At 58.6% G+C, this 23503-nt stretch carries 23 protein-coding genes; 12 read left to right on the top strand and 11 right to left on the bottom strand.

The window, feature by feature from the left end:
* Nucleotides 1-276: 276 nt before the first annotated feature.
* The gene (locus tag QN377_RS16680; RefSeq protein ID WP_095000968.1) at nucleotides 277-477 is read right to left on the bottom strand and encodes a hypothetical protein; all 201 of its coding nucleotides are present in this window, start codon (nucleotides 475-477) and stop codon (nucleotides 277-279) included.
* A 332-nt stretch (nucleotides 478-809) separates the two neighbouring features.
* Here QN377_RS16680 and azu point away from each other — a divergent pair, with 332 nt between their 5' ends.
* The gene (gene azu / locus QN377_RS16675; RefSeq protein WP_095000969.1) at nucleotides 810-1256 is read left to right on the top strand and encodes an azurin; all 447 of its coding nucleotides are present in this window, start codon (nucleotides 810-812) and stop codon (nucleotides 1254-1256) included.
* Between the two features lie 57 nt (nucleotides 1257-1313).
* Here the strand turns inward: azu and QN377_RS16670 are convergent, their stop codons facing one another.
* The 4 genes from QN377_RS16670 to QN377_RS16655 form a co-directional block, all read right to left on the bottom strand.
* Complete coding sequence (locus tag QN377_RS16670) at nucleotides 1314-2336, bottom strand: DUF1338 domain-containing protein (RefSeq protein WP_322214035.1); 1023 nt, start codon at nucleotides 2334-2336, stop codon at nucleotides 1314-1316.
* Between the two features lie 214 nt (nucleotides 2337-2550).
* Nucleotides 2551-3378 carry an ammonia-dependent NAD(+) synthetase gene (nadE, locus tag QN377_RS16665; protein ID WP_095000971.1) on the bottom strand — a complete coding sequence of 276 codons (828 nt, stop codon included), beginning with the start codon at nucleotides 3376-3378 and terminating at the stop codon, nucleotides 2551-2553.
* A 3-nt stretch (nucleotides 3379-3381) separates the two neighbouring features.
* Nucleotides 3382-4596, bottom strand: coding sequence for a nicotinate phosphoribosyltransferase (pncB, locus tag QN377_RS16660; protein WP_095000972.1), 1215 nt, complete (start codon nucleotides 4594-4596; stop codon nucleotides 3382-3384).
* Nucleotides 4597-4737: 141 nt separating this feature from the next.
* Entirely contained in the window at nucleotides 4738-5634 is an 897-nt protein-coding gene (locus QN377_RS16655) for a LysR family transcriptional regulator (RefSeq protein ID WP_095017674.1), read from the bottom strand.
* 154 nt (nucleotides 5635-5788) lie between these two features.
* Here QN377_RS16655 and QN377_RS16650 point away from each other — a divergent pair, with 154 nt between their 5' ends.
* From QN377_RS16650 to QN377_RS16605, 10 genes are all read left to right on the top strand, one after another.
* Entirely contained in the window at nucleotides 5789-7279 is a 1491-nt protein-coding gene (locus tag QN377_RS16650; RefSeq protein WP_322214037.1) for an aldehyde dehydrogenase family protein, read from the top strand.
* A gap of 142 nt (nucleotides 7280-7421) precedes the next feature.
* Nucleotides 7422-8705 carry an FAD-binding oxidoreductase gene (locus QN377_RS16645; RefSeq protein ID WP_322214039.1) on the top strand — a complete coding sequence of 428 codons (1284 nt, stop codon included), beginning with the start codon at nucleotides 7422-7424 and terminating at the stop codon, nucleotides 8703-8705.
* Nucleotides 8706-9068: 363 nt separating this feature from the next.
* Nucleotides 9069-10205 (top strand): branched-chain amino acid ABC transporter substrate-binding protein, encoded by a 1137-nt coding sequence (locus QN377_RS16640; RefSeq protein ID WP_095000976.1) that lies wholly within the window; start codon nucleotides 9069-9071, stop codon nucleotides 10203-10205.
* Between the two features lies 1 nt (nucleotide 10206).
* On the top strand, nucleotides 10207-10362 hold the full coding sequence (locus tag QN377_RS16635) for a hypothetical protein (RefSeq protein ID WP_153327708.1): 156 nt from the start codon (nucleotides 10207-10209) through the stop codon (nucleotides 10360-10362).
* A gap of 9 nt (nucleotides 10363-10371) precedes the next feature.
* Entirely contained in the window at nucleotides 10372-11286 is a 915-nt protein-coding gene (locus QN377_RS16630) for an ABC transporter permease subunit (RefSeq protein ID WP_095000977.1), read from the top strand.
* A gap of 2 nt (nucleotides 11287-11288) precedes the next feature.
* The gene (gene livM / locus QN377_RS16625; protein WP_095000978.1) at nucleotides 11289-12572 is read left to right on the top strand and encodes a high-affinity branched-chain amino acid ABC transporter permease LivM; all 1284 of its coding nucleotides are present in this window, start codon (nucleotides 11289-11291) and stop codon (nucleotides 12570-12572) included.
* A complete protein-coding gene (locus QN377_RS16620; RefSeq protein ID WP_095017673.1) occupies nucleotides 12569-13456 on the top strand; it encodes an ABC transporter ATP-binding protein in 888 nt (295 codons plus the stop codon). Before livM ends, QN377_RS16620 begins: the two co-directional genes overlap by 4 nt.
* Nucleotides 13453-14169, top strand: a complete 717-nt coding sequence (locus QN377_RS16615; protein ID WP_095000980.1) for an ABC transporter ATP-binding protein — start codon at nucleotides 13453-13455, stop codon at nucleotides 14167-14169. The genes QN377_RS16620 and QN377_RS16615 overlap by 4 nt, the downstream gene beginning before the upstream one ends.
* A gap of 811 nt (nucleotides 14170-14980) precedes the next feature.
* Nucleotides 14981-15748, top strand: a complete 768-nt coding sequence (locus tag QN377_RS16610; protein ID WP_095017672.1) for an SDR family oxidoreductase — start codon at nucleotides 14981-14983, stop codon at nucleotides 15746-15748.
* A gap of 70 nt (nucleotides 15749-15818) precedes the next feature.
* Nucleotides 15819-16724 (top strand): cation diffusion facilitator family transporter, encoded by a 906-nt coding sequence (locus tag QN377_RS16605; protein WP_095000982.1) that lies wholly within the window; start codon nucleotides 15819-15821, stop codon nucleotides 16722-16724.
* Between the two features lie 110 nt (nucleotides 16725-16834).
* Here QN377_RS16605 and QN377_RS16600 read toward each other — a convergent pair whose 3' ends face one another.
* From QN377_RS16600 to QN377_RS16575, 6 genes are all read right to left on the bottom strand, one after another.
* Nucleotides 16835-17968 carry an AGE family epimerase/isomerase gene (locus QN377_RS16600; RefSeq protein ID WP_095017671.1) on the bottom strand — a complete coding sequence of 378 codons (1134 nt, stop codon included), beginning with the start codon at nucleotides 17966-17968 and terminating at the stop codon, nucleotides 16835-16837.
* Nucleotides 17969-18138: 170 nt separating this feature from the next.
* Nucleotides 18139-18750, bottom strand: a complete 612-nt coding sequence (gene ureG, locus QN377_RS16595; RefSeq protein WP_095000984.1) for an urease accessory protein UreG — start codon at nucleotides 18748-18750, stop codon at nucleotides 18139-18141.
* 9 nt (nucleotides 18751-18759) lie between these two features.
* The gene (locus QN377_RS16590; RefSeq protein WP_095017670.1) at nucleotides 18760-19434 is read right to left on the bottom strand and encodes an urease accessory protein UreF; all 675 of its coding nucleotides are present in this window, start codon (nucleotides 19432-19434) and stop codon (nucleotides 18760-18762) included.
* Nucleotides 19431-19931 (bottom strand): urease accessory protein UreE, encoded by a 501-nt coding sequence (gene ureE / locus QN377_RS16585; protein ID WP_095017669.1) that lies wholly within the window; start codon nucleotides 19929-19931, stop codon nucleotides 19431-19433. Before ureE ends, QN377_RS16590 begins: the two co-directional genes overlap by 4 nt.
* 161 nt (nucleotides 19932-20092) lie before the next feature.
* Nucleotides 20093-20725 (bottom strand): TetR family transcriptional regulator, encoded by a 633-nt coding sequence (locus tag QN377_RS16580; protein WP_095000987.1) that lies wholly within the window; start codon nucleotides 20723-20725, stop codon nucleotides 20093-20095.
* 180 nt (nucleotides 20726-20905) lie between these two features.
* Nucleotides 20906-21178, bottom strand: coding sequence for a hypothetical protein (locus QN377_RS16575; protein WP_095000988.1), 273 nt, complete (start codon nucleotides 21176-21178; stop codon nucleotides 20906-20908).
* Nucleotides 21179-21431: 253 nt separating this feature from the next.
* On the opposite strand from QN377_RS16575, the gene QN377_RS16570 reads away from it, so the two are divergent.
* Nucleotides 21432-23498: an AsmA family protein gene (locus QN377_RS16570; RefSeq protein ID WP_095017668.1), complete on the top strand. Its 2067-nt coding sequence runs from the start codon at nucleotides 21432-21434 to the stop codon at nucleotides 23496-23498.
* The last annotated feature ends 5 nt before the right edge of the window (nucleotides 23499-23503 follow it).

Here is a 23503-nt window from a genome sequence, read left to right as displayed (position 1 = left end):
AGATGTGTATAAGAGACAGGTTGCAGTGTTCCTTCGGCAGCTGCTACGGTTTTGCGTAAATTGCAGTACTTCAACGCCAGCCTTAGGGCTGGCGTTGTGCTTTCTGCGCGCTGAGAGGCCTGCCACGGGTTTGTAGGCTGTTTGCTGTCGCGGAGTAAGGGAATGAGGTTGGAAGCGTCTGAGGGCGTTCAGGCTAACTGCGAGGATCAGCAGGCGGGCTGCTGATCCTGATCACAGATCCTGTGGGCCGGGTTGTGGATAACCGGGCCGAGGGGGTCAAGCAGTTGGAGCTTTGTCTTCTGGTGCGCCGGTATCTTCTGCGGCGTCTTCACTTTCGCTGTCGACTTCGTGGTCCAGCTCGGTATCAACAGTACCGCCTTCAGCAGCCGCTTTCTTGCGGGCAGCCTTTTCCTCTTTCTTCTGCTCTTTAGCCAAGTCTCTTTGACGCTTAGCGAAGTTATAGTTTGGTTTGGCCATGGGCGATCCTCTTGGGGTCGAAGGTGAGGTTGAGCGGCGCGTATTCTGCCCTGTATTAGTGCTTAGCCGTTAGCTGGGTTTTTGCAAGGTTGCACATTGCGCTAAAAATACGACTCTACACCCACGCAAAAGCCGGTTGTGGATTAAATCTAGTTACTTATTCCCCCAAAATTCAAAATGATGGCCTAAGGTTATAAGCCTGAAGTCCATTCTGGGATGGATTGTGTCGATTGTGGCGATAGACCATGACGCAGATCATATGAATCGATACAATTTTCAGGCAATCTGTATACAGATTTTTGCTTCCCCATACCCTGCCTTGGAGATACACCATGTTTGCCAAAGTTGTTGCGGTATCCCTTTTGACTCTGGCCAGCGGCCATTTGCTGGCGGCTGAGTGCGCTGTAACTGTCGATTCGACTGACCAAATGTCTTACAACACCAAAGAGATCGTCATCGACAAATCCTGCAAGACCTTCACCGTTAACCTGACGCACTCCGGCAATCTGCCGAAAAACGTCATGGGTCATAACTGGGTCTTGAGCAAAAAGGCAGACATGCAGGCAGTTTCTACCGACGGCATTGCCGCTGGCCTGGACAAAAACTATCTCAAGGACGGTGATGAGCGCATCATCGCCCACACCAAAGTGATTGGCGCCGGTGAGAAAGATTCCGTGACCTTCGATGTGGCCAAGCTGAAAGCGGGCGAAGAATATGAATTCTTCTGCACCTTCCCGGGCCACAACTCGATGATGAAAGGCGCTGTGGTTCTTAAATAACACCACCCAAGCCCTTAACAGCCCTGACGTGCCCTGCGCCGTCAGGGCTGTTTGCGTTCAGGCCCTGGAGTCGGTCATCTTGAAAATGCCCTGGGCGTTGCTGCTGTCGAAGTTCAGATCGATGCGGCCGGTATCAGGGTCGATCTTGCGTTGGATGAACTCCACAAATGACCCCGGCACTGCGTGCTCGCGGTACACCCCGGCAGCATCGACCAGGCCGCGGCTGACCGTGCTGGCGCGATAGGCGGTTTGCATCACCCGCCCCGAGGCGGACACTTCGATGCTGTCTTTCATGGGCCGTTGTAAGTCACGTTGTTGCGCCACACAGGCTTCGAGGTCCGGCACGCGATCGGTCAGATGGTTGAAGCTGTTGCCCTCGGTTGCGATCCAGGCCATCTCGGCGCTTTCAGCGAGCAGGCAGTGGTAGTCCGTTTCCTGTACCACGCCATGCTGCCGGCCGAATGCTTGATACAGCCCTGGCAACAGGGCCTGCGCCTGGCTCAGGCTGCAGTGGCGGGTTAGGCTCAGGGTCTTGAGGATGCTGTGGTGTTGGGCCTGCAGCGGGTCAAGGCTGGAACCGACCACGCGGCTGACGGCCTGTTGAAAAGCCTCGCTGAAGCGGCCGGGGTGCAGTTCCGAGACAAAGAACTGGGCGATGTCTTCGGGCAGATCCATTTGTCTGTAGCCCCAGCCGGTCATGTTCAGCTTGGTCAGCGGGTAGGTTCGCACATCGGTAAAGCCCAGTGGCTCCAGCAAACGGGCAAATGCCTGGCGGCCGCGGGGCAGTTCGCCGTTGGCAGGCCAGTCCACCGTACGGAGGGCGCCATGGTCGAACACTACCTTGCGGCCATGCTGTGCCTGTTCTTCAACATAGCGCCGGCCCTCAGGCACGGCTTCAACCAGTTTGTGCAGCAGGCACAGGTTCAGTGCTTCGGCGAGCCACACCCGGTGCAGTGCCTGTTTATGCCAGTTGAAGCGCAGCAGCCCTTCAGGCACTTCGACATGCTCACGCAACCAGGCGGTGGCCGGTTGGCCGAGCACGGAATCGACAAGGGAGAACAAAGCATCGAAAGCAGGCATGGGGCAGGGCTCTGGCGACGAAATAGACGTCTATCAAAGCCTTTGGCCGTTGTGGCCACAAGCGAAAAAAATTGCGGGGTTCATTCCGTTTTTTCCGGGAAGGAAAAAGCCCCTCACCCTAGCCCTCTCCCGGAGGGAGAGGGGACGGATTGATGGTGTTCTTGAAACCGCGTGCGGTCTGCTCCCTCTCCCTCCGGGAGAGGTACGCACGGGCTCAAGGCGCGAACGGCATCTCACGCTTGTGGTGGGTCTTTTCGTACGTCTTGCAGATGATATTGAACGCTTCTTCGCTCACCGGCTCGCCATGCAAAAAGGCATCGATCTCGGCATAGGTCACGCCGTGGGACGCTTCGTCCGGTTTGCCGGGCTCCAGGTCTTCGAGGTCGGCAGTCGGGACTTTCTCCACCAGCGATTCCGGCGCACCAAAATGCCGCGCAATGGCCCGCACCTGATTTTTCACCAGCCCGCTGAGCGGCGCCAGATCACAGGAACCATCACCGAACTTGGTGAAGAAGCCCATCACCGCTTCCGCCGCATGGTCGGTGCCGATCACCAGCCCGCCAGTCGCCCCGGCAATAGTGTATTGCGCCACCATGCGCATACGCGCCTTGGTGTTACCCAGTACAAAGTCCACGGTGGCAGCAGGCTTGCCTTCAAACGCGGTCACTTCAGCCGCCAGGGCCTTGACCGCAGGGCCGATGTTCACGGTCTGGCGCTCGTCCGGGTTGATAAAGTCGACCGCCGCCGTGGCGTCCGCTTCGTCATGCTGCACACCGTAAGGCAGGCGCACGGCAATAAAGCGATAGGCCTGGTCACCGGTCTGTTCGCGCAATTGCTGCACCGCACGTTGTGCCATCAGGCCTGCGGTCAGGGAGTCGACCCCGCCGCTGATGCCCAGTACCAAGGTCTTGAGCCTGGCGTTGTGCAGGCAGCACTGAATGAAAGTGATACGCCGGGCAATCTCGGCCTCAAGGGCTGCGGTGTCTTTGAACGGCGGCTGGACCTTGAGGTCTGCAGCAATCTGACGCTGTACGGCCTGCATGATTCACTCCTTGGGAGAATGTTCAGGAACTTGGAAAACGTGGCGTAAATAGGCGGCGAAATTGGGGTCGGAGCAATGGGTCTTGCCCGGTTCATCGGAAATCTTGGCCACCGGCGAGCCATTGCAGGCGTTCATTTTAAGCACGATGCTCATTGGCTCAACCCCCGGAATGTCGCAGGTCAGGTTAGTCCCGATACCGAAGCTGACGTTGATCCGGCCGCGCAGTGACCGGAAAATCTCCAGCGCCCGGGGCAGGGTCAGGCTGTCGGAGAACACCAGAGTCTTGCTCATGGGGTCGATGCCCAGCTTGTGGTAATGAGCTATGCATTTTTCGGCCCACACCACAGGGTCGCCGGAGTCGTGGCGCAGGCCGTCGAACAGCTTGGCAAAGTACAGATCGAAATCTTTCAGGAAGGCATCGGTAGTAATGCAGTCCGTCAGCGCGATGCCCAGCAAGCCGCGGTACTCGCGCACCCAGCAGTCGAGCGCGGCACTCTGGCTGTCGATCAGCCGTGGGCCCAGTTGCTGGTGGGCCATGATCCATTCGTGGGCCATGGTCCCCAGCGGCTTCATGTCCAGCTCGCGGGACAGGTTGACGTTGCTGGTGCCGACAAAACGCCCGGGGAAGTCGTGCTTGAGCACACTGACGACTTCTTCTTGCACGCGGTACGAAAACCGTCGACGAGTGCCGAAATCGGCGACTTGCAGTTCAGACAACTCTTCAGCGCTGGCATTGGCCTGCAGCCAGTCAAACTTGCGATACAGCTGCTCCCGGGCCTGTGACAGCACGGTATCGGCATAGCGCGAACGGTTGCGTACTTCGCTGACAATCGCCAGTAACGGCACTTCAAACAGGATCACATGCAGCCACGGCCCGCGCAGGCGGATAACCAGTTCGCCGTTTTCGATGCCGGTGTGTACATAGCGCATATTGAAGCGAAACAGCCCCAAAAAGCGGATGAAGTCGGGCTTCATAAAGGTGATGCGTTCCAGAAACCCCAGCTGGTCCTGAGTCATGCTCAGTTCGCACAGGCGTTCGATCTGGTGACGAATTTCGTTGAGGTATGGGCGCAGATCCTCACTGTTGCGGCAGCGGAATTCCCATTCGACTTCGACGTTGGGGTAGTTGTGCAGCACCGCCTGCATCATGGTCAATTTGTAGAAGTCGGTGTCGAGCAGGTTCTGCACGATGCGATCGGCAAATACACTCTCGCTCATAGCGGCAATCTCCATGCTGCCCGTGCCTGATAGCCACGGCGTTCAGCTTTTTCAATGAATGGCGCTAGTGGCGCATATCTGCAGGCGGTTTTGCCAGCGGTTTTTGTGGTCGTGGCCTGTTTCTGCCCGCTCCCACAGGTGTTATCGCGCATCCAGCTGCTCCATGAACCAGCTCACGAATGCCTTTACCTTGGGTACGCCTGCCGTATGTTCAGGATAGGCCAGGTAGTAGGCATCGCGGCTCGGCATCAAGTGCTGCCAGGCGATGACCAGTTTGCCGTCGGCCAATTCCTCTTCCACCAGGAACCTCGGCAGCAGTGCCACGCCACAGCCAACCTGGGCTGCGCGGATGCACATGTAGAAGGTGTCGAAGCGCGGCCCATGGTAGCTGTGATCGGTATGAAACCCCTGATGCTCAAACCACTCGTGCCAGGCCTGTGGCCGCGAAGCGTTCTGCAGCAACACCAGACCTGTGAGTTGGGTCGGGTCGGTCAGTGCCGTGCCCGGCAAGCTTGCTGGCGAACATACGGCGACCAGTTCTTCACTGAACAGCTTCAGGCTCTCGGTGCCGGGCCGTGAGCCCTGGCCGAAGTAAAACGCCAGATCGCTGCGCCCTTGCAGCAAATCGTCGCCTTGCTGCTCATTGCACAGATCCAGATGAATATGCGGATGGCGTATGCCCCAACCTTTGAGGCGCGGCACCAGCCAGCGGGCGCCAAAAGTGGAAGGGGTGGAGACCCGTAGCACTTCTGTTTCGCCGCCATAGGAACGCAGGGTGTGGGTCGACATCTCTACTTGGGTCAGGATTTTTCGGACTTCTACCAGATACAAATCCCCTGCAGGCGTCAGTTGCAAACGGCGGCGCACCCGGCGAAACAGCAAGTGCTGCAACAGCTCCTCGAGCTGTGCGACCTGTTTGCTGACCGCGCTCTGGGTCAGATTCAGCTCTTCGGCCGCACGGGTGAAACTCAGATGACGGGTCACCGCTTCAAAACACTGCAACGCCGTGATCGAAGGTAGATGGCGCTTGTTGAGCATAGAAGGCCTCTGATTGTTGTTGTCAGGCAACGTTACCAGTGCAGCATGAATTTTCGGAATGATATCTCGCTTAAAGGTCGTTTGTTGCCGCCATGCCAGCCAGCTACAACTAAAGGCCTGTGAATCATTTTTTAAAGCTCAAGGAGTGCCTTCAATGGTTGCTGCATTACTGGATCGTCTTGGTGTGAACCCCGCGCTGTACCAGCAGGGCAATCAGCCGGTGTATACGCCGATTGACGGTAGCCAGATCGGTGCGGTGCACTGGAAAGGGGCTGCCGAGGCCGAGCAGCACGTGACCCGCGCCGAACACGCATTCGAGGCATGGCGCAAGGTGCCTGCCCCGCGTCGTGGGGAACTGGTGCGCCAGTTCGGCGATTTGCTGCGTGAGTACAAGGCCGATCTGGGCGAGCTGGTGTCATGGGAAGCGGGCAAGATCACCCAGGAAGGGTTGGGCGAAGTGCAGGAAATGATCGACATCTGCGACTTTGCAGTTGGCCTGTCGCGTCAGCTCTACGGCTTGACCATCGCCTCGGAGCGACCAGGCCACCATATGCGTGAAACCTGGCACCCGCTGGGTGTGGTGGGTGTGATCAGCGCATTCAACTTTCCGGTGGCCGTGTGGGCGTGGAATACCGCGTTGGCGCTGGTATGCGGCAACGCGGTGATCTGGAAACCATCGGAAAAAACCCCGCTGACGGCGCTGGCCTGTCAGGCCTTGTTTGATCGTGTGTTGAGCTCGTTTGAGGGCGCGCCCAAGTACCTGGCCCAGGTGGTGATTGGTGGTCGTGAAGCGGGCGAAGCCCTGGTTGACGATCCGCGAGTCGCGCTGATCAGTGCCACCGGCAGCACGCGCATGGGCCGCGAAGTGGCACCTAAAATCGCCGCACGCTTTGCCCGCAGTATTCTGGAGCTGGGCGGCAACAATGCGATGATTTTGGCGCCGAGTGCCGACCTGGACATGGCCGTGCGTGCCATCCTGTTCAGTGCTGTCGGTACTGCCGGGCAGCGCTGCACCAGCCTGCGCCGGCTGATTGCCCACGACTCGGTCAAGGAAGAAATTGTCACCCGGCTCAAGGCGGCCTATTCAAAAGTGCGTATCGGTCATCCGCTGGAAGGCAATCTGGTGGGGCCGCTGATCGACAAAAGCAGCTTTGAAAACATGCGTGATGCGCTGGAGCAGGCCCTTAGCGAAGGCGGGCGGGTATTTGGTGGCGAGCGGCAATTGGCGGGCCAGTACCCTGGCGCTTACTACGTGGCCCCGGCGATTGTGGAAATGCCCGAGCAAAGCGACGTGGTGTGCAGCGAGACCTTCGCGCCGATTTTGTATGTGGTCGGTTACAGCGACTTTGCCGAGGCCTTGCGCCTGAACAACGCGGTGCCGCAGGGGCTGTCATCGTGCATATTCACCACCGATGTGCGCGAGGCCGAGCAATTCATGTCGGCCACTGGCAGTGATTGCGGGATTGCCAACGTCAATATCGGGCCCAGCGGTGCGGAAATCGGGGGTGCCTTTGGTGGTGAGAAAGAAACCGGAGGCGGTCGCGAGTCGGGGTCAGATGCATGGCGTGGATATATGCGCCGGCAGACCAATACCGTCAACTACTCGCTGGAATTGCCGTTGGCGCAAGGGATTACGTTCGATTGAGGTGATGCAAGCCCTCACCCCCAACCCTCTCCCGGAGGGAGAGGGAGCTGATCTGCTTTTGCCTTTAGTCCCCTCTCCCTCCGGGAGAGGGCCAGGGTGAGGGGCTTTGATTTTGGTTGGGTTTCATTTCTGGAGCTTGGCAATGCCTTTACAAGAACAATGTCTGTGGGAAACCCTTACCCCCCAACGCCCCCAAGCGCGAACCTTCAAGGGCGAGTTGAGCGTTGATGTGTGTGTGATCGGTGCCGGCATCACCGGTTTGTCCGCCGCCATCCATTTGCTCGAGCAGGGCAAAAGTGTCTGTGTGCTCGAAGCCTATCGCACCGGTCATGGCGGCTCAGGCCGCAACGTAGGATTGGTTAATGCCGGGATGTGGATACCGCCCGACGATATCGAAGCCGGTTTCGGCGAGGCTGTCGGCAGCCAGCTCAACCGCATGCTCGGTGCCGCCCCGGGACTGGTGTTCAGCCTGATCGACAAATACCGCATCGACTGCCAGTTGCGCCGTGAAGGCACCCTGCACATGGCCCATAATGCCCGTGGCGAAGCCGATTTGCGCAGCCGTGAAGAACAATGGAAGCGCCGTGGCGCCCCGGTTGAACTGCTCACCGGCGCCGCCTGCGAAGCCGCTACCGGCACCACAAAAATCGCCGCCGCCTTGCTCGACCGTCGCGCCGGCACCCTCAACCCTATGGCCTACACCTCGGGCCTGGCCAAGGCAGCCTGTGATCTGGGCGGGCAGCTGTTCGATCATTCCCCGGTCACCGGACTTGAACGCCAAGGCCCACGCTGGTCAGTGCAAACGGCCCACGGTGCGGTAAGTGCAGAGCAGGTGGTGCTGGCGTCCAATGCCTACACTGAAGGCGAATGGACTGATTTACGACGTAACTTTTTCCCTGGTTATTACTACCAGGTCGCCTCCAAACCTCTGACCGACGCCAGCGCAGCGCGAATCTTGCCAGGCGGCCAAGGGTCGTGGGACACCCGCCAGGTATTGAGCAGTATCCGTCGCGATGCCGACGGCCGTTTACTGCTCGGCAGCCTGGGCAACGGCAATCAGAAGCCTGCGTGGTTTCTCAAGGCCTGGGCCGACCGCGTGCAGCAGCATTATTTCCCGTACCTCAAGGGCGTGGAATGGGAATGCACCTGGACGGGCTGCATCGCATTTACGCCCGATCATCTGATGCGCTTATTTGAACCGGCGCCCGGTTTGGTGGCAGTCACCGGCTATAACGGTCGCGGTGTAACCACAGGCAGCGTGGTCGGCAAGGCCTTTGCCGACTATTTGTGCAGTGGCGATGCCAAGGCCTTGCCAATCCCCTTTGCACCGATGCGGCCGCTGTCTGGCACGGGGTTGCGCAGTTGTTTATACGAAGCCGGTTTTTCGCTGTATCACGCCGGCCAATGTTTAAGAATTGTGATCTGACGCGGTTTTTTTCTGGGCGCCCCGACGTTTTGCCTGGCAGCGGCTAGCCTTAAGTGGTGCGGCCTGTAGCAGTCCTGCACCGAGAGTGTGCAGTTCGGTGACGCAAGTGGTTACAGGACGTTTGCGCAACCCGGGGCAACCTGGTTGCAATACCGGCTGCGGCAGGTGGCGCCTGTAGAAACATAGCGGTTTTACCTTCCTCGGTTTAGACGGTTGCACGCCCAATGAAAATGGGCTCGAAACAGTCGATATAACAACAATAGAACGACTTTTTTAAGAATAAAAAGCCAATGGCACGCGGCTTGCTCAGCGCTTTAGGTGAAGTCGAAGTGCCATCTAATAAAACCTCAGGAGCACCACCTCATGTCGCAGACGTTCTACAAGAAAGGTTTTCTGGCCCTCGCCGTAGCAGCTGCATTGGGCGTTTCTTCGTTTGTTCAGGCTGATCTGAAAATTGGTGTTGCCGGCCCGATGACTGGCGCCAACGCAGCTTTTGGCGAGCAGTACATGAAGGGTGCCAAGGCAGCGGCAGACAAGATCAACGCCGCCGGTGGGGTCAACGGCGAGAAGATCGTTCTGGTGGCCGGGGACGATGCCTGCGAGCCGAAACAGGCCGTAGCCGTCGCCAACCGTTTGGTCGACCAGGACAAAGTGGCCGGTGTAGTAGGGCACTTCTGTTCTTCATCGACCATTCCGGCGTCTGAGGTGTACGCCGATGCCGGTGTGATTGCGATCACTCCTGGCTCCACCAACCCGGCGGTGACCGAGCGTGGCCTGAGCGCGATGTTCCGCATGTGTGGTCGTGATGACCAGCAGGGCATTGTGGCGGCGGATTACATAGTTGATGTGCTCAAAGGCAAGAAAGTGGCCGTTCTGCACGACAAGGACACCTATGGCCAGGGTCTGGCGGACGCTACCAAGGCGCAACTGATCAAGCGCGGCGTGACCCCTGTGTTGTACGAAGGCCTGACCCGAGGCGAAAAAGACTTCAGTGCCGTGGTGACCAAAATCCGCTCCAACGGGGCCGACGTGGTGTATTTCGGTGGCCTGCACCCGGAAGCCGGCCCGCTGGTACGCCAACTGCGTGAGCAAGGCCTCAAGGATGTGAAGTTCATGTCCGATGATGGTGTGGTCACCGACGAACTGGTTACCACCGCAGGCGGCCCGCAGTACGTTGACGGCGTTTATATGACCTTCGGTGCCGACCCGCGCCTGTTGCCAGACAGCAAGGTGGTGGTTGAAGAGTTCCGTAAGGCTGGCACCGAACCAGAGGGCTACACCCTGTACGCCTATGCTTCGGTCCAGGCCCTGGCTGACGCCTTTGCCGGCGCCAAATCCAACAAGGGTGAAGATGCTGCCAAGTGGCTCAAGGCCAACCCGGTTAAAACCGTGATGGGTGAGAAAGCCTGGGACAGCAAAGGTGACCTTAAAGTCTCCGACTACGTTATGTACCAGTGGGACAAAGACGGTAAATATCACCAACTGGAAAAACAGAAGTGAGATGAGTCACCTACCTGATGCCAGCTTCGGCGGGCATCAGGTAGGGATGGATCTGCACCACCTGTCTTCTTTTCCAGGAGTCGCGCACACCCTGCCAGCCAAGCTGTCCTGTGACGGCGTGGATGGCTTGCGTCTGCGCAAAGGCTCCAGTGCGTGAGATTGCGTTATGGATGGTATTTTCCTACAGCAACTGCTGAACGGCCTGACCCTCGGGTCTGTCTACGGCCTGATCGCCATCGGCTACACAATGGTCTACGGCATCATCGGCATGATCAACTTCGCCCACGGCGAGGTGTACATGATCTCTGCTTACCTCGCGGCGATCAGTCTGGCTCTGTTGGCATACTTCGGTATCGAATCCTTCCCGTTGTTGATGTTGGGCACCCTTATTTTTACGGTGGTGGTCACGGGCGTGTATGGCTGGGTGATCGAGCGCGTGGCCTACAAGCCGCTGCGCAATTCCACACGGTTGGCGCCGCTGATTAGCGCCATTGGTATCTCCCTTATCCTGCAGAACTATGTGCAAATCGCCCAAGGCTCACGTCAGCAGGGCGTGCCGACGTTACTTAGCGGGGCGTGGCGGGTCGATATCGGCTCAGGCTTCGTACAGCTGACCTACACCAAAGTCTTTATTCTGCTCGCCGCCTTTGTGGGCATGGGCCTGCTTACTTACATCATCAAGTACACCAAGCTGGGCCGCATGTGCCGCGCCACCCAGCAGGATCGCAAGATGGCGTCGATCCTGGGGATCAATACCGACCGGGTGATTTCCTACGTGTTCGTGATCGGTGCCGCCATGGCCGCGCTGGCCGGTGTGCTGATTACCATGAACTACGGCACGTTCGACTTCTATGCCGGTTTCATCATCGGGATCAAGGCCTTCACCGCAGCGGTGCTCGGCGGCATCGGTTCACTGCCGGGGGCCATGCTCGGCGGGATCATCCTGGGTATTTCCGAGTCGCTTTTTGCCGGGTTGATTAACTCGGATTACAAGGATGTATTCAGTTTCTCACTGCTGGTGCTGATTCTGATTTTCCGTCCTCAAGGCCTGCTGGGTCGTCCTCTCGTGGCGAAGGTGTAAGTATGTCTGTAGCCATTAATAAACCGATTGATATCAAAAAAAGCGTAGTCGACTCGATCCTGGCCGGGTTGATTTCATTGATTGTGTTCGGGCCCATCGTAGGGGTGGTGCTCGACGGTTACAGCTTCAACCTGCAACCGGCCCGGGTAGGCTGGCTGGTGGCTATCGTTATGGTCGGGCGCTTTGCCCTGAGCCTGTTTTTACAGACCGCCAAAGGGCTGAAAATCCTGCAGGGCTTTGAGTCCACAGGCTCGGGCGTGCATGTGCTGGCACCGGACTACAAGTCGCGGCTGCGCTGGATCGTGCCGTTGCTGATCGTGATTGCCATCGTGTTTCCGTTTTTCGCCAATAAATACATTCTGACCGTGGTCATCCTTGGGCTGATTTACGTGCTGCTGGGCCTGGGGCTGAATATCGTGGTCGGCCTGGCGGGGTTGCTCGACCTGGGGTATGTGGCGTTCTATGCCATCGGCGCTTATGGTCTGGCGCTGGGCTATCAATACCTGGGGCTGGGTTTCTGGACGGTGCTGCCGCTGGCGGCCATTGCGGCGGCGATGGCGGGATGCATTCTGGGGTTTCCGGTGTTGCGCATGCACGGTGACTACCTGGCCATCGTGACCCTGGGCTTTGGTGAAATCATCCGTCTGATCCTCAACAACTGGCTGTCGTTTACCGGCGGGCCAAATGGCATGCCGGTGCCATCGCCGACCTTTTTCGGCCTGGAGTTCGGCCGGCGCGCGAAAGATGGCGGGGTGCCATTTCATGAGTTCTTCGGCCTGGAATACAACCCCAATATCAAGTTCCTGTTTATCTATATCGTGCTGTTTCTGGTGGTGCTGCTGGTGTTGTACATCAAGCACCGCCTGACCCGCATGCCGATCGGCCGCGCCTGGGAAGCGCTGCGCGAAGACGAAATTGCCTGCCGTTCCATGGGCCTCAACCATGTGCTGGTCAAGCTGTCGGCGTTCACCATTGGTGCCTCCACGGCTGGCCTGGCCGGGGTGTTCTTTGCCAGCTACCAGGGTTTTGTTAACCCTTCCTCGTTCACCTTCTTCGAGTCGGCGCTGATCCTCGCCATTGTGGTGCTCGGCGGCATGGGCTCGACAGTGGGCGTGGTGATCGCCGCATTCGTGCTGACGGTGGCTCCTGAACTGTTGCGCAGCTTTGCCGAGTACCGGGTGCTGCTGTTTGGTGTGTTGATGGTGTTGATGATGATCTGGCGACCGCGAGGCCTGATCCGCATCAGCCGTGTCGGAGTTGCGCCACGCAAGGGGGTTGCGCCATGAGCGAATTGTCAAAAGACGACGTGGTGCTCTCGGTCGACAAACTGATGATGCACTTTGGCGGGATCAAGGCCCTGAGTGATGTCAGCCTCAAGGTCAAACGCAACTCGATCTTTGCCCTGATCGGCCCCAACGGTGCCGGTAAAACTACAGTGTTCAACTGCTTGACCGGCTTTTACAAAGCCAGCGGCGGCAGGATCGAACTCAATGCCCGCGGTACTCGTACCAACGTGATCAAGCTACTGGGGGAGCCGTTCAGGCTGAGCGACTTTGTATCGCCCAAGGCGTTTGCCAGCCGGCTGTATTACAAAATGTTCGGCGGAACACATCTGGTCAACCGCTCGGGGCTGGCGCGCACGTTCCAGAATATCCGCCTGTTCAAGGAAATGTCGGTATTGGAAAACCTGCTGGTGGCCCAGCATATGTGGGTCAACCGCAACATGCTCGCCGGCATCCTCAATACCAAGGGCTATCGCAAGGCTGAAAGCGATGCGCTGGATCATGCCTTCTACTGGCTGGAGGTGGTTGACCTGGTGGACTGTGCCAATCGCCTGGCCGGTGAGTTGTCCTATGGCCAGCAGCGACGCCTGGAGATTGCCCGGGCCATGTGTACGCGGCCGCAAATCATCTGCCTGGACGAACCGGCGGCAGGCCTCAACCCGCAGGAAACCGAAGCGTTGAGCGGGATGATCCGCCTGCTGCGCGACGAACACGACCTGACGGTGGTGTTGATCGAGCACGACATGGGCATGGTCATGAGCATTTCCGATCACATCGTGGTGCTCGACCACGGCAACGTGATTGCCGAAGGCGGGCCTGAGGCCATCCGCAACGACCCCAAAGTGATTGCGGCCTACCTTGGCGCAGACGAAGAGGAGCTGATATGACGGGCACGATCCTCGAGCTCAAGGAACTGGACGTTCACTACGGGCCGATCCAGGCCCTGAAAAAAGTCTCGATGCATATTGAGGAGGGCGAAACGGTAAGCCTGATCGGCTCCAACGGCGCGGGTAAATCCACGTTGCTGATGTCGATTTTTGGCCAGCCCCGGGCCAGCGGCGGGCAAATTATCTACCAGGGGGTGGACATTACCCACAAGTCCTCGCACTACATCGCCTCCAACGGTATCGCCCAGTCGCCGGAAGGCCGTCGCGTGTTTCCGGACATGTCGGTGGAAGAAAACCTGCTGATGGGCACCATCCCCATTGGCGACAAATATGCCGACGAAGACATGCAGCGCATGTTCGAGTTGTTCCCCCGGCTCCTGGAGCGGCGCAATCAGCGGGCCATGACCATGTCGGGTGGCGAACAGCAAATGCTCGCCATTGCCCGAGCGCTGATGAGCCGGCCCAAGCTGCTGTTGCTGGATGAGCCCAGCCTGGGGTTGGCACCGATTGTGGTGAAGCAGATTTTTGCCACGCTGCGGGAGCTGGCAGGCACTGGCATGACCATCTTTCTGGTGGAGCAGAACGCCAACCATGCCCTGCGGTTGTCGGACCGGGCCTATGTGATGGTCAACGGTGAAATCCGTCTGACCGGCACCGGCAAGGAACTGCTGAGTAACGAGGAGGTGCGTAACGCTTATTTGGGCGGGCATTAACAGGCATTTCACATCTCTCTGTGTGGGAGCGAGCCTGCTCGCGATGGCATCACTGCGGTTTGTTTGAATCACCGCGTCGATCCCATCGCGAGCAGGCTCGCTCCCACATGTCTTTTTGTCAGACAATTCCACCCCGCCCGCCCTCGCCGCAAATTGTGGAAAACAATATTACAACGCTGTGAAAGCGCGACATAAAGCCGCTGCAATTACCTGTTTTGTCATCATTTTGACTTGTCCCCGTTTGCTGTGGAGGTGGCTGTGGGTAACGTGGGAGTAGTTGGCTGTAGCCCTTTATTTACAAGGTGTCCAGCTTGGTGGTTATTTTTCGACCAGCGGCTTTTGCGCAGCCGTTGCGCCGATTTGTCAACAGGTTTGTACGGGTGTAAAGAGCGTCTGGAAATAATGACTAACCTGTGGATAAGTCTGTGGTTAAACTCTGGAAAGAATGCTCCAGGCAGCGTAATTACTGGCCTCTGGCTATCTGGCGGATTTTCCACGGTTGCACCTTTTTGGGGCGTCTGCATGCGGGGTGTGCCCGGGTCAAGTAAAAAAGTCTTACCGATGCTCTCTATCCCTTGTGGATCGGGGCTTTGCGCTTTTTGGAGTTGCCCCCAAAGACTGTGGACGGGCCTGTGGATAAGGTGAGCGCATATGGCTCCAGCCCTTGTTCGTCGTGGCTTGTCGCGTGCTGGTTGTTTTTTGTACAGACTTGTTTTGAAAACACCGCAGGTTGCCGCTGAACGCTAGCCGGGGCATTCTGCTAAACGTCCAATTCAACGGCGGCCGATGCCCGCCAGCCAAGGAGAACATGATGACTTCCACCCTGTTTATTACGGGCGCGACTTCCGGATTTGGTGAAGCATGTGCACGCAAGTTTGCACAGGCAGGCTGGAAACTGGTGTTGACGGGGCGACGCGAAGACCGTTTGAAAGCATTGTGCGAAGAGTTATCCAAGCAAACCGAAGTACACGGCCTGGTGGTGGATGTGCGCGACCGTGCCGCGATGGAAGCGGCGATTGCCGGTTTGCCACCTTCGTTCAGCACATTGCGTGGGCTTATCAACAACGCGGGCCTGGCCCTGGGCACCGACCCTGCGCCCAAATGCGATCTCGACGATTGGGAGACCATGGTCGACACCAATATCAAGGGCCTGCTCTACACCACCCGCCTGCTGTTGCCACGACTGATTGCCTACGGCCGTGGTGCCGGGATCGTTAACCTGGGTTCCATCGCGGGTAGTTATCCTTACCCCGGCAGCCATGTGTATGGCGGTACCAAGGCGTTTGTAAAACAGTTCTCCCTGAACCTGCGCTGCGATTTGCAGGGCACGGGCGTGCGGGTCAGCAACGTTGAGCCGGGCCTGTGCGAGAGCGAGTTCTCGATGGTGCGCTTTGGCGGCGACAAGGCTCGCTACGACGCGACCTATCAGGGCGCCGAACCGATTCAGCCAGAAGACATCGCCGAGACCATTTTCTGGGTGCTCAATACTCCGGCCCACGTCAACATCAACCGCCTTGAGCTGATGCCCGTCACGCAGTCCTGGAGCGGTTTTGCCATCGAGCGCCACGCCAAGGAGTAAACTCACCCCTGGCAGCCCACCTACGACCTCCTGAGGGGGTCGCATTCAATCGGGCTGAAAAGGAGTTTGTGTGAGTAACCGTGGTGAGCAGAAACTGCTCAAGCAATCGACCGTTCTAATGTTCGCGGTGGCCATTGCCGGCATCGTGACGGGTTTTATTTCGGGTTCCGAATCCATCATGTTCGATGGGTTTTTCTCTCTGATCGCGACTTTTATCAAAGTGCTGATGCTGATTACGGCGCAACTGATCGCCAAGGAAAGCAACCAGCGTTTCCAGTTCGGTTTTTGGCACCTTGAGCCCATGGTGCTGCTGATTGAAGGCAGCTTCCTGTTGTTGATTGCGATCTACGCCTTTCTCAATGGCGTGTTCGGCATTATCAATGGCGGGCGCGATATCGAGCTGGGGCTGGTGATCGTCTATGCGGCGGTGTTCACCGTTGTTGAATTTGCCTACTACTTCTGGGTAAAGCGCAAAAATCGCAAGCTCAAGTCAACCCTGATCCAGTTCGATAATGTCAGCTGGCTGGTGGATGCCATGTTGTCGGTGGGGCTGTTGATAAGTTTTGTCACAGCGTTGCTGTTGAAGCAGCAGGGTTATGCACAGTGGGCCGCTTATGTTGACCCGGCGATCCTGATTTTGCTGGCGCTGAGCATGCTTGCGCCGGCGTTCAAGATCCTCAAGCCGGCCTTGCGTGATGTGCTCGGGATTGTCCCGGACGCGCTGGATGACAAGGTGCGGGATGTGCTCGAGGAAATGTCGGCGCGGCATGGTTTTGAAGGCTACAAAACCTATGTGCAGAAGCACGGGCGGGCACGGTTTATAGAGATTCATATCGTGTTGCCGGCAGGTTATCCACTGACCAGCGTGAAGACCCTTGATGCACTGCGCGAAGAGATCTCCGGGTTGCTGGGTGCCGCGGACAGTGCGCGCTGGCTGACCATCAGCTTTACCGGTGATCGTAAGTGGATTGCCTGAGCCAGCCTTGAGTGGTGGGAGCGGGCTTGCTCGCGATTCAGGCGGCGCGGTTTGTCAGGACTGTTTCGGTGATGCCATCGCGAGCAAGCCCGCTCCCACAGCTGTTGGTGTTAGCCGAGGTATTGCGCCAAACCGCTGTAACAGGTGGCCAGATGATAAGGCGTGGTCGACGGCATATCCTCGCGGCTGACCTTGCCCGCGCCATCGCGGCATTCGTACCAGCCACCGGCATGTAGAAACTTCTGCTGCAGCGCCAGCAATTGACGCTGCACCTGTGCCTGGTTGTTCGGGCGTAAGGTCAGGGCGCGCAGGTACTCGGCCTGTGCCCAGATACGCTGGGTACCATCGCGCAGGCTGCCATCAGGGGCCAGCATGCCGCACACCGCGCCGCTCTGCGGGTCGACCCCCACCTGCTCGGCAAACCCGAACGCCCGCTCCAGCGAACCGTGCAACGGCGTCTGGCGCAGCAGTGGCGAAGACTCCAGCAAAAAGAACCACTCGAATTGATGCCCCGGTTCAAACCAGTTATCCACAGCTCCGAGCGGTTTTTCCAGCATGACGTTATGCACAGGCTCGATAAAGCGCTGTTGCATACCCTCGGCCAGGGCCAGCAAGGCCGTCTGCACTGGCTTATCGTCACGTACCGACAAAGTGGCCAGGAACGCTTCGGCCAAGTGCATCAACGGGTTTTGCAGCGGGCCGCTGCCCAGTGGCGACCAATCCCGCTCCAGGCTGGCTTCATACAGGCCGTTGCCGTCACTGAAACGTTCAGCCACCACTGCCAGTGCGCCATTGAGCGCCGACGCCACCTGTGGTTCGCGCACTTTCGCCCAGTAATGGGCACAGGCAAAGATGATAAAGGCGTGGGTGTAAAGGTCTTTGCGTTGATCCAGCGGCGCGCCATCGGGGCCGATGCTGTAGAACCAGCCACCGTGCTCGGCGTCATGAAAATGCAGGTGCAGCGAGCGGAACAGTTCAGCAGCGCGTTCGGCGGCACCGGGGAAGGTCGGGTCGTCGATCAGGCTGGCGAACAGGTACAGCTGCCGTGCGCAAGCCATGGCGCGATAGCGCTGGGGTGGCAGCGGCTGGTGCGCGGGGCTCAAGGCCTCGAAGGGCAGTGCGAGTTCGGCATTCCAGCCGGGGCCTTGCCAGAGCGGCACGATGACCTGGCGAAAATGCTGCTGTACTGCCGCAAATTGGGCGGTCAGTTCAAGCGGGAAGTCGGAGCTGGCTACATCAGGCATCGGTGGGTGTCGTCACGGCTGGGGCGATTGCGCGACATGATACACCGTGATTCCCCGGATGATCTCAACTCTGTGGGAGCGAGCCTGCTCGCGATGGCATCGCTGCGTTTTTCTGATGTACCCCGTCGCGGCCATCGCGAGCAGGCTCGCTCCCACAGATGATTTCACCGCTATTGGATCAACAATCCTTGACGCTCAATAAACGCCACGATGGTGTCCAGGCCATGTCCGGTCTTCTGGTTGCTGAACACAAAGGGTTTTGCACCGCGCATGCGCTTGGTGTCGCTGTCCATCAGTTCCAGCGATGCGCCCACCAGCGGCGCAAGGTCGATTTTGTTGATCACCAGCAGGTCCGATTTGCAGATCCCCGGCCCGCCCTTGCGCGGCAACTTGTCCCCGGCGGACACGTCGATCACGTAAATGGTCAGGTCGGACAGCTCCGGGCTGAAGGTGGCCGACAAGTTATCCCCACCCGATTCCACCAGAATCAGATCAAGGCCGGGAAAGCGTCGGTTCAACTGATCCACAGCCTCCAGGTTGATCGACGCATCTTCACGAATCGCTGTGTGCGGGCAGCCGCCGGTTTCTACACCAATGATCCGCTCTGGCGCCAGCGCCTCATTGCGCACCAGAAAGTCAGCATCTTCACGGGTGTAGATATCGTTGGTGACGACGGCCAGGTTGTACTTTTCCCGCAGGGCCAGGCACAGGGCCAGGGTGAGCGCAGTTTTGCCGGAGCCTACCGGGCCACCGATGCCAACACGCAAAGGCTGTGTGTTCATTGCTTTCTCCTAGGAACGAAACAGGCGGCTGTACTGGCGCTCGTGGGCCATGCTCGCCAAAGACAGGCCGAAAGCGGCACTGCCAATGTGGGATAAGTGGAGGCTACTGGCGTGTTGCTGGGCCTGCTGCAACGCAGCCGACAGTTCGCTGGTCATGCGCTGGGCCGCTTGCTGGCCCAGGGGTAGGGTTTTCATCAGCACGGCCAACTGGTTTTCCAGCCAGCTCCAGAGCCAGGCGGCCAATGCGTCCTGTGGGTCGATGCCCCAGGCGCGTGCGGCCAATGCCCAGCCCAGCGCCAGATGGGGCTCGGCCTGTTGTGCGAGAAACTCGCGTGCGGGCTCGTCCAGCTCCGGTAAGCCGGTGAGTAACTGTTGCAGGGAATACCCCATTTGCCGGCTTTCCTGATGCAGTTCTCGGGTTTCACGGCTGGCGCGATGCTCGTCACACAAACGCTGCAAAGCGTTCCAGTCTTGATCCGCTGCGGCCTGACAGTGGGCGAGCAACAAGGGCGCCTCGAAGCGGGCGAGGTTGAGCAGCAATTGATCGCGGATCCAGCGCGCTGCCGTGGCCGGGTCAGCCACGCGGCCGTTTTCAACGGCCATTTCCAGCCCCTGGGAATAGCTGTAGCCGCCAATGGGCAGCTGCGGGCTGGCCAGGCGCAACAGCGCCCAGGCCGGGTTCACAAGCGCACACCAAACTGATGCAACCGCGGGGCGTAGTTGAAGTCCTCTTCGCCCGCACGGGAGTGGTGATGGCCACCGCCATAGGCGCCGTGTTCGGGCTGAAACGGTGCTTCGATGGCCTCGATATGGGCACCCAGTTGCTCCAGCATGGCCTTGAGCACGTAGTCGTCAAGCAGGCGTAACCAGCCATCACCCACTTGCAGGGCGACGTGGCGGTTGCCCAGGTGATAAGCGGCGCGGGTCAGTTCAAAAGCATTGCAGCAGGTGACATGCAGGAGCTTTTCGGGGCTGGCACAGACGCGCACGATGCGTCCGTCCTGAGCCTGCAGAAATTCGCCATCGACCAGCGGTGACTGGCCACGGTCAAGGAACAGGCCGACATCTTCGCCGCTGCTGCTGAAACAACGCAGGCGACTTTTGCTGCGGGCTTCGAAGTTCAGGTGTAACTCGGCGCTCCACACGGGGTGGGACTGGACTCTGCGATGAATCACCAGCATCGGAAGGCTTCCTGCAATGGACATTACTCCAACCACAGCAAGGGGCTTGCCAACCCGGTCGGAGGCTGCAAATGCAGGCCCAAAAAGGGTGCAGAAAGATGAAGATGTTCTATATAAGTGCGCAATCTGCGCATCGGCGCACCAATGGGGTGCGCTTGCGATTATTCGGTACTGCCCAGGCCTTTCCAGTGCTTGAGCCCGATAAAAATAAAGCGCAGTTGCTGACTGATCTTGGCCTGGGGCTGCAGGTGATCGGGCAGTGAATCTGCAGGCGGGTCGATCACGTCGGGCAAGGCGGCAAATACGCTTTTGACCACCAGATCGGCGATCACGGTAAGGCCGGCATGATTCAGGTGCGCTAACTTGGGCTTGGAGCCAAGGTCGGCCGCCAGATCCGAAGTGATGTCTTCGCGCAGGGCGCCAATGGCCTGGCGAACCGGTTGCGAACCGCCGTATTGCTCGCGGGCCAGAAACAGAAACTGCGAGCGGTTGGCTTCTACCACGTCGAGAAAAATTCGCACCGAGGCGTTGATCACACCGCCCATAAACAGTTCGTTGTGACGCACCAGGCGAATGGTTTCACGAAAGGTCTGGCCGACTTCACTGACCAGGGCCAGGCCCAGTTGGTCCATGTCGCTGAAGTGGCGATAAAAACCGGTCGGCACGATGCCAGCGGTCTTTGCGACTTCGCGCAGGCTCAGGCTGCCAAAGCCGCGACCCGACTCCATCAAGTGGCGGGCAGCATCCATCAGCGCAAGGCGGGTTTGTTGCTTCTGTTCGGCACGAGGCAGCATCGGGGCTGGTATTCCAGACAAGTACAGCGGCGCACTCTAGCAAATCGGCTTTGATGACGTCGAACGGTGTACTGCACAAAGTGTGGGGGCGGGCTTGCTCGCGATGCAGGTTACGCGGGCTAGCGGATCAGCGGCAGGGATGCATTGGCGAGTAAGCCCGCTCCCACACCTGCGAAAGGCTTAGCTCGCATGCTTGTTGCGTTCTGCCAGACGATCGGCGCCACCTTCGGCGACAAACTGGCTGCCCGGAGTGCGATCGTAGCCATCTTCGGCATAGCTGTTTTGTTGGTCCAGGGTACGTTGTGCGCCGTCTTCGGCAACCGGGTTGAGCGGCTGGCTCAAGGAGCTCGATGCTGGTTGGGCCATTGGGGTCGGCTCTTCATCGGCAGGCATGGCGAAGGCGTTGAAGGCCATCAGTGAAAGGGAAAGACCAAACAGGACTGGGCGTTTCATGGTGTGTGCTCCGTAGCAATGCAACTAAGTAGGTGTGATGGCAATGCTACGCTTGGCTGCCGGATATCAAAGTTCATACGGCCAATGGTGATAATCGACAAAATTGATTGTTCAGGCTGGGAGGCTCTAGCCCGGGGCTTTTGAAATTTTTTATACGAAAGCCGTACCGGGGTTAAACCTTCCGGCGTCTTTGCCAGTCGTACATTTATGGCGTCGTAACTGGGACGTTCTGTGGAATTCAAGGAGCCGTGACATGACGCGCACCCGTAAGACCCTTGCCTGGGCAGGCGGTATTTTCGTTCTGCTGGTGGCCGTGCTGGTGGTGATCCTCGCTACCTTCGACTGGAATCGCATCAAGCCGACCATCAACAGCAAAGTGTCTGAAATCCTCCACCGCCCGTTTGCTATTAACGGTGACCTGGCTGTGCGCTGGCAGCGCGAAGAGGATCAGGGCGGCTGGCGGGCCTGGGTGCCGTGGCCCCATGTGATTGCTCAGGACCTGACCCTGGGCAACCCCGAGTGGGCGAAAACTGCGCAAATGGCCAGCCTGAAGAAAGTCGAGCTGCGCCTGTCGCCGCTGGCGCTGTTGACCCAAACCGTGGATATCCCGCGCATCAATCTGACAGAGCCCAGCGCCAGTCTTGAGCGCCTGGCTGATGGCCGGGCGAACTGGACCTTTACCTTCGACCCCAAGGACCCGGATGCCGAGCCTTCAGCCTGGACGTTGGACATCGGTGCTATCGGCTTCGACAAGGGGCATGTGACCCTCAATGACCAGACCCTGAAAACCCGACTGGACGTGCTGATCGACTCGCTGGGCAAACCCATCCCGTTTAGCGAGATCGTCGGCGAAAAAGACGCGAAAAAGGCCCTGGAGAAGGGCGGCAAACCGCAGGACTATGCGTTCGCCCTCAAGGTCAAAGGCCAGTACCACGGTCAGCAGCTCAACGGCAGCGGTAAAATTGGCGGTCTGCTGGCATTGCAGGACGCGACTCAGCCTTTCCCGTTGCAAGCCCGGGTCAGCATTGCCGACAGCCATGTCGAGCTGGCCGGAACCTTGACCGACCCGCTCAATCTGGGTGCCCTGGACCTGCGCCTGAAATTGGCCGGTACCAGCCTGAGTAACCTCTATCCGTTGACCGGCGTGACCTTGCCGGATTCGCCGCCGTACTCCACCGACGGCCATTTGACCGCCAAACTGCGTGAAGCCAATGGCGCGACCTTCAGCTATGAAAATTTCAACGGCAAAATCGGCAGCAGTGATATCCATGGCGATCTGAAATATGTGGCCAGCCAGCCACGGCCCAAGCTGTCCGGCAAGCTGGTGTCCAACCAGTTGCTGATGGCTGACCTGGGGCCGTTGATCGGTGCCGACTCCAACACCCAGCAAAAAGCCCGGGGCAGCGAGAGCAAGCAGCCTGCGGGCAAGGTGCTGCCGGTGGAAGAGTTTCGCACCGAGCGCTGGCGCGATATGGACGCAGACGTAGAACTCACCGGCAAACGTATCGTGCAAAGCGCCGAGCTGCCGTTTACCGACCTCTACACCCATGTGGTGCTCAATGATGGCGAACTGAGTCTTGAGCCGCTGCGTTTTGGCGTGGCAGGTGGCAAGCTGGATGCGCAGATTCGTCTCAACGGCCGTGCTGCGCCCCTGAAAGGCAGCGCCAGGCTGACCGCGCGCAACTTTAAACTCAAGCAACTGTTTCCCACCTTTGAGCCGATGAAAACCAGCTTCGGCGAACTCAATGGTGATGCCACGATTACCGGTACCGGCAATTCGGTGGCCAAGTTGTTGGGCACCGCCAACGGTGATCTGAAGATGATCATCAATGACGGCGCTATCAGTCGCAGCCTTATGGAAATTGCCGGCCTGAACGTAGGCAACTATGTAGTGGGCAAGATTTTTGGCGACGAGGACGTGAAGATCAACTGCGCGGCAGCGGACCTGGGGATCAAGAACGGGCTGGCCAGTACCCGATTGTTTGTGTTCGATACCGAGAACGCGATTATCTATATCGATGGCACGATCAACCTTGCCACCGAGCAGCTGGACTTGAAGATCACTCCAGAGTCCAAGGGTTTGCGTCTGTTTTCGTTGCGTTCACCGCTGTATGTACGCGGTACCTTTGCCAACCCGTCAGCGGGTGTGCAAGCCGTGCCGCTGCTGTTGCGTGGTGCGGGCATGGTGGCATTGGGTGTGATTGCGGGGCCGGCGGCGGGATTATTGGCGTTGGTCGCCCCAAGCGGTGGCGAACCCAACCAGTGCGCGCCGCTGCTGCAACAAATGCAGCAGGGCAAGGTGCCGAAGACGGTGAAGTAGATCAA

Source organism: Pseudomonas sp. CCC4.1, from assembly GCF_035019225.1.
GTDB lineage: Bacteria > Pseudomonadota > Gammaproteobacteria > Pseudomonadales > Pseudomonadaceae > Aquipseudomonas > Aquipseudomonas bubulae.
The sequence above is the reverse complement of the archived record's forward strand: the minus strand, read 5'-3'. Positions and strand labels throughout refer to the sequence as shown.

Coding starts and splice junctions, on each gene's coding strand:
- QN377_RS16680 (WP_095000968.1), bottom strand. CDS start 477: ATGGCCAAACCAAACTATAACTTCGCTAAGCGTCAAAGAGACTTGGCT.
- azu (WP_095000969.1), top strand. CDS start 810: ATGTTTGCCAAAGTTGTTGCGGTATCCCTTTTGACTCTGGCCAGCGGC.
- QN377_RS16670 (WP_322214035.1), bottom strand. CDS start 2,336: ATGCCTGCTTTCGATGCTTTGTTCTCCCTTGTCGATTCCGTGCTCGGC.
- nadE (WP_095000971.1), bottom strand. CDS start 3,378: ATGCAGGCCGTACAGCGTCAGATTGCTGCAGACCTCAAGGTCCAGCCG.
- pncB (WP_095000972.1), bottom strand. CDS start 4,596: ATGAGCGAGAGTGTATTTGCCGATCGCATCGTGCAGAACCTGCTCGAC.
- QN377_RS16655 (WP_095017674.1), bottom strand. CDS start 5,634: ATGCTCAACAAGCGCCATCTACCTTCGATCACGGCGTTGCAGTGTTTT.
- QN377_RS16650 (WP_322214037.1), top strand. CDS start 5,789: ATGGTTGCTGCATTACTGGATCGTCTTGGTGTGAACCCCGCGCTGTAC.
- QN377_RS16645 (WP_322214039.1), top strand. CDS start 7,422: ATGCCTTTACAAGAACAATGTCTGTGGGAAACCCTTACCCCCCAACGC.
- QN377_RS16640 (WP_095000976.1), top strand. CDS start 9,069: ATGTCGCAGACGTTCTACAAGAAAGGTTTTCTGGCCCTCGCCGTAGCA.
- QN377_RS16635 (WP_153327708.1), top strand. CDS start 10,207: ATGAGTCACCTACCTGATGCCAGCTTCGGCGGGCATCAGGTAGGGATG.
- QN377_RS16630 (WP_095000977.1), top strand. CDS start 10,372: ATGGATGGTATTTTCCTACAGCAACTGCTGAACGGCCTGACCCTCGGG.
- livM (WP_095000978.1), top strand. CDS start 11,289: ATGTCTGTAGCCATTAATAAACCGATTGATATCAAAAAAAGCGTAGTC.
- QN377_RS16620 (WP_095017673.1), top strand. CDS start 12,569: ATGAGCGAATTGTCAAAAGACGACGTGGTGCTCTCGGTCGACAAACTG.
- QN377_RS16615 (WP_095000980.1), top strand. CDS start 13,453: ATGACGGGCACGATCCTCGAGCTCAAGGAACTGGACGTTCACTACGGG.
- QN377_RS16610 (WP_095017672.1), top strand. CDS start 14,981: ATGACTTCCACCCTGTTTATTACGGGCGCGACTTCCGGATTTGGTGAA.
- QN377_RS16600 (WP_095017671.1), bottom strand. CDS start 17,968: ATGCCTGATGTAGCCAGCTCCGACTTCCCGCTTGAACTGACCGCCCAA.
- ureG (WP_095000984.1), bottom strand. CDS start 18,750: ATGAACACACAGCCTTTGCGTGTTGGCATCGGTGGCCCGGTAGGCTCC.
- ureE (WP_095017669.1), bottom strand. CDS start 19,931: ATGCTGGTGATTCATCGCAGAGTCCAGTCCCACCCCGTGTGGAGCGCC.
- QN377_RS16580 (WP_095000987.1), bottom strand. CDS start 20,725: ATGCTGCCTCGTGCCGAACAGAAGCAACAAACCCGCCTTGCGCTGATG.
- QN377_RS16575 (WP_095000988.1), bottom strand. CDS start 21,178: ATGAAACGCCCAGTCCTGTTTGGTCTTTCCCTTTCACTGATGGCCTTC.
- QN377_RS16570 (WP_095017668.1), top strand. CDS start 21,432: ATGACGCGCACCCGTAAGACCCTTGCCTGGGCAGGCGGTATTTTCGTT.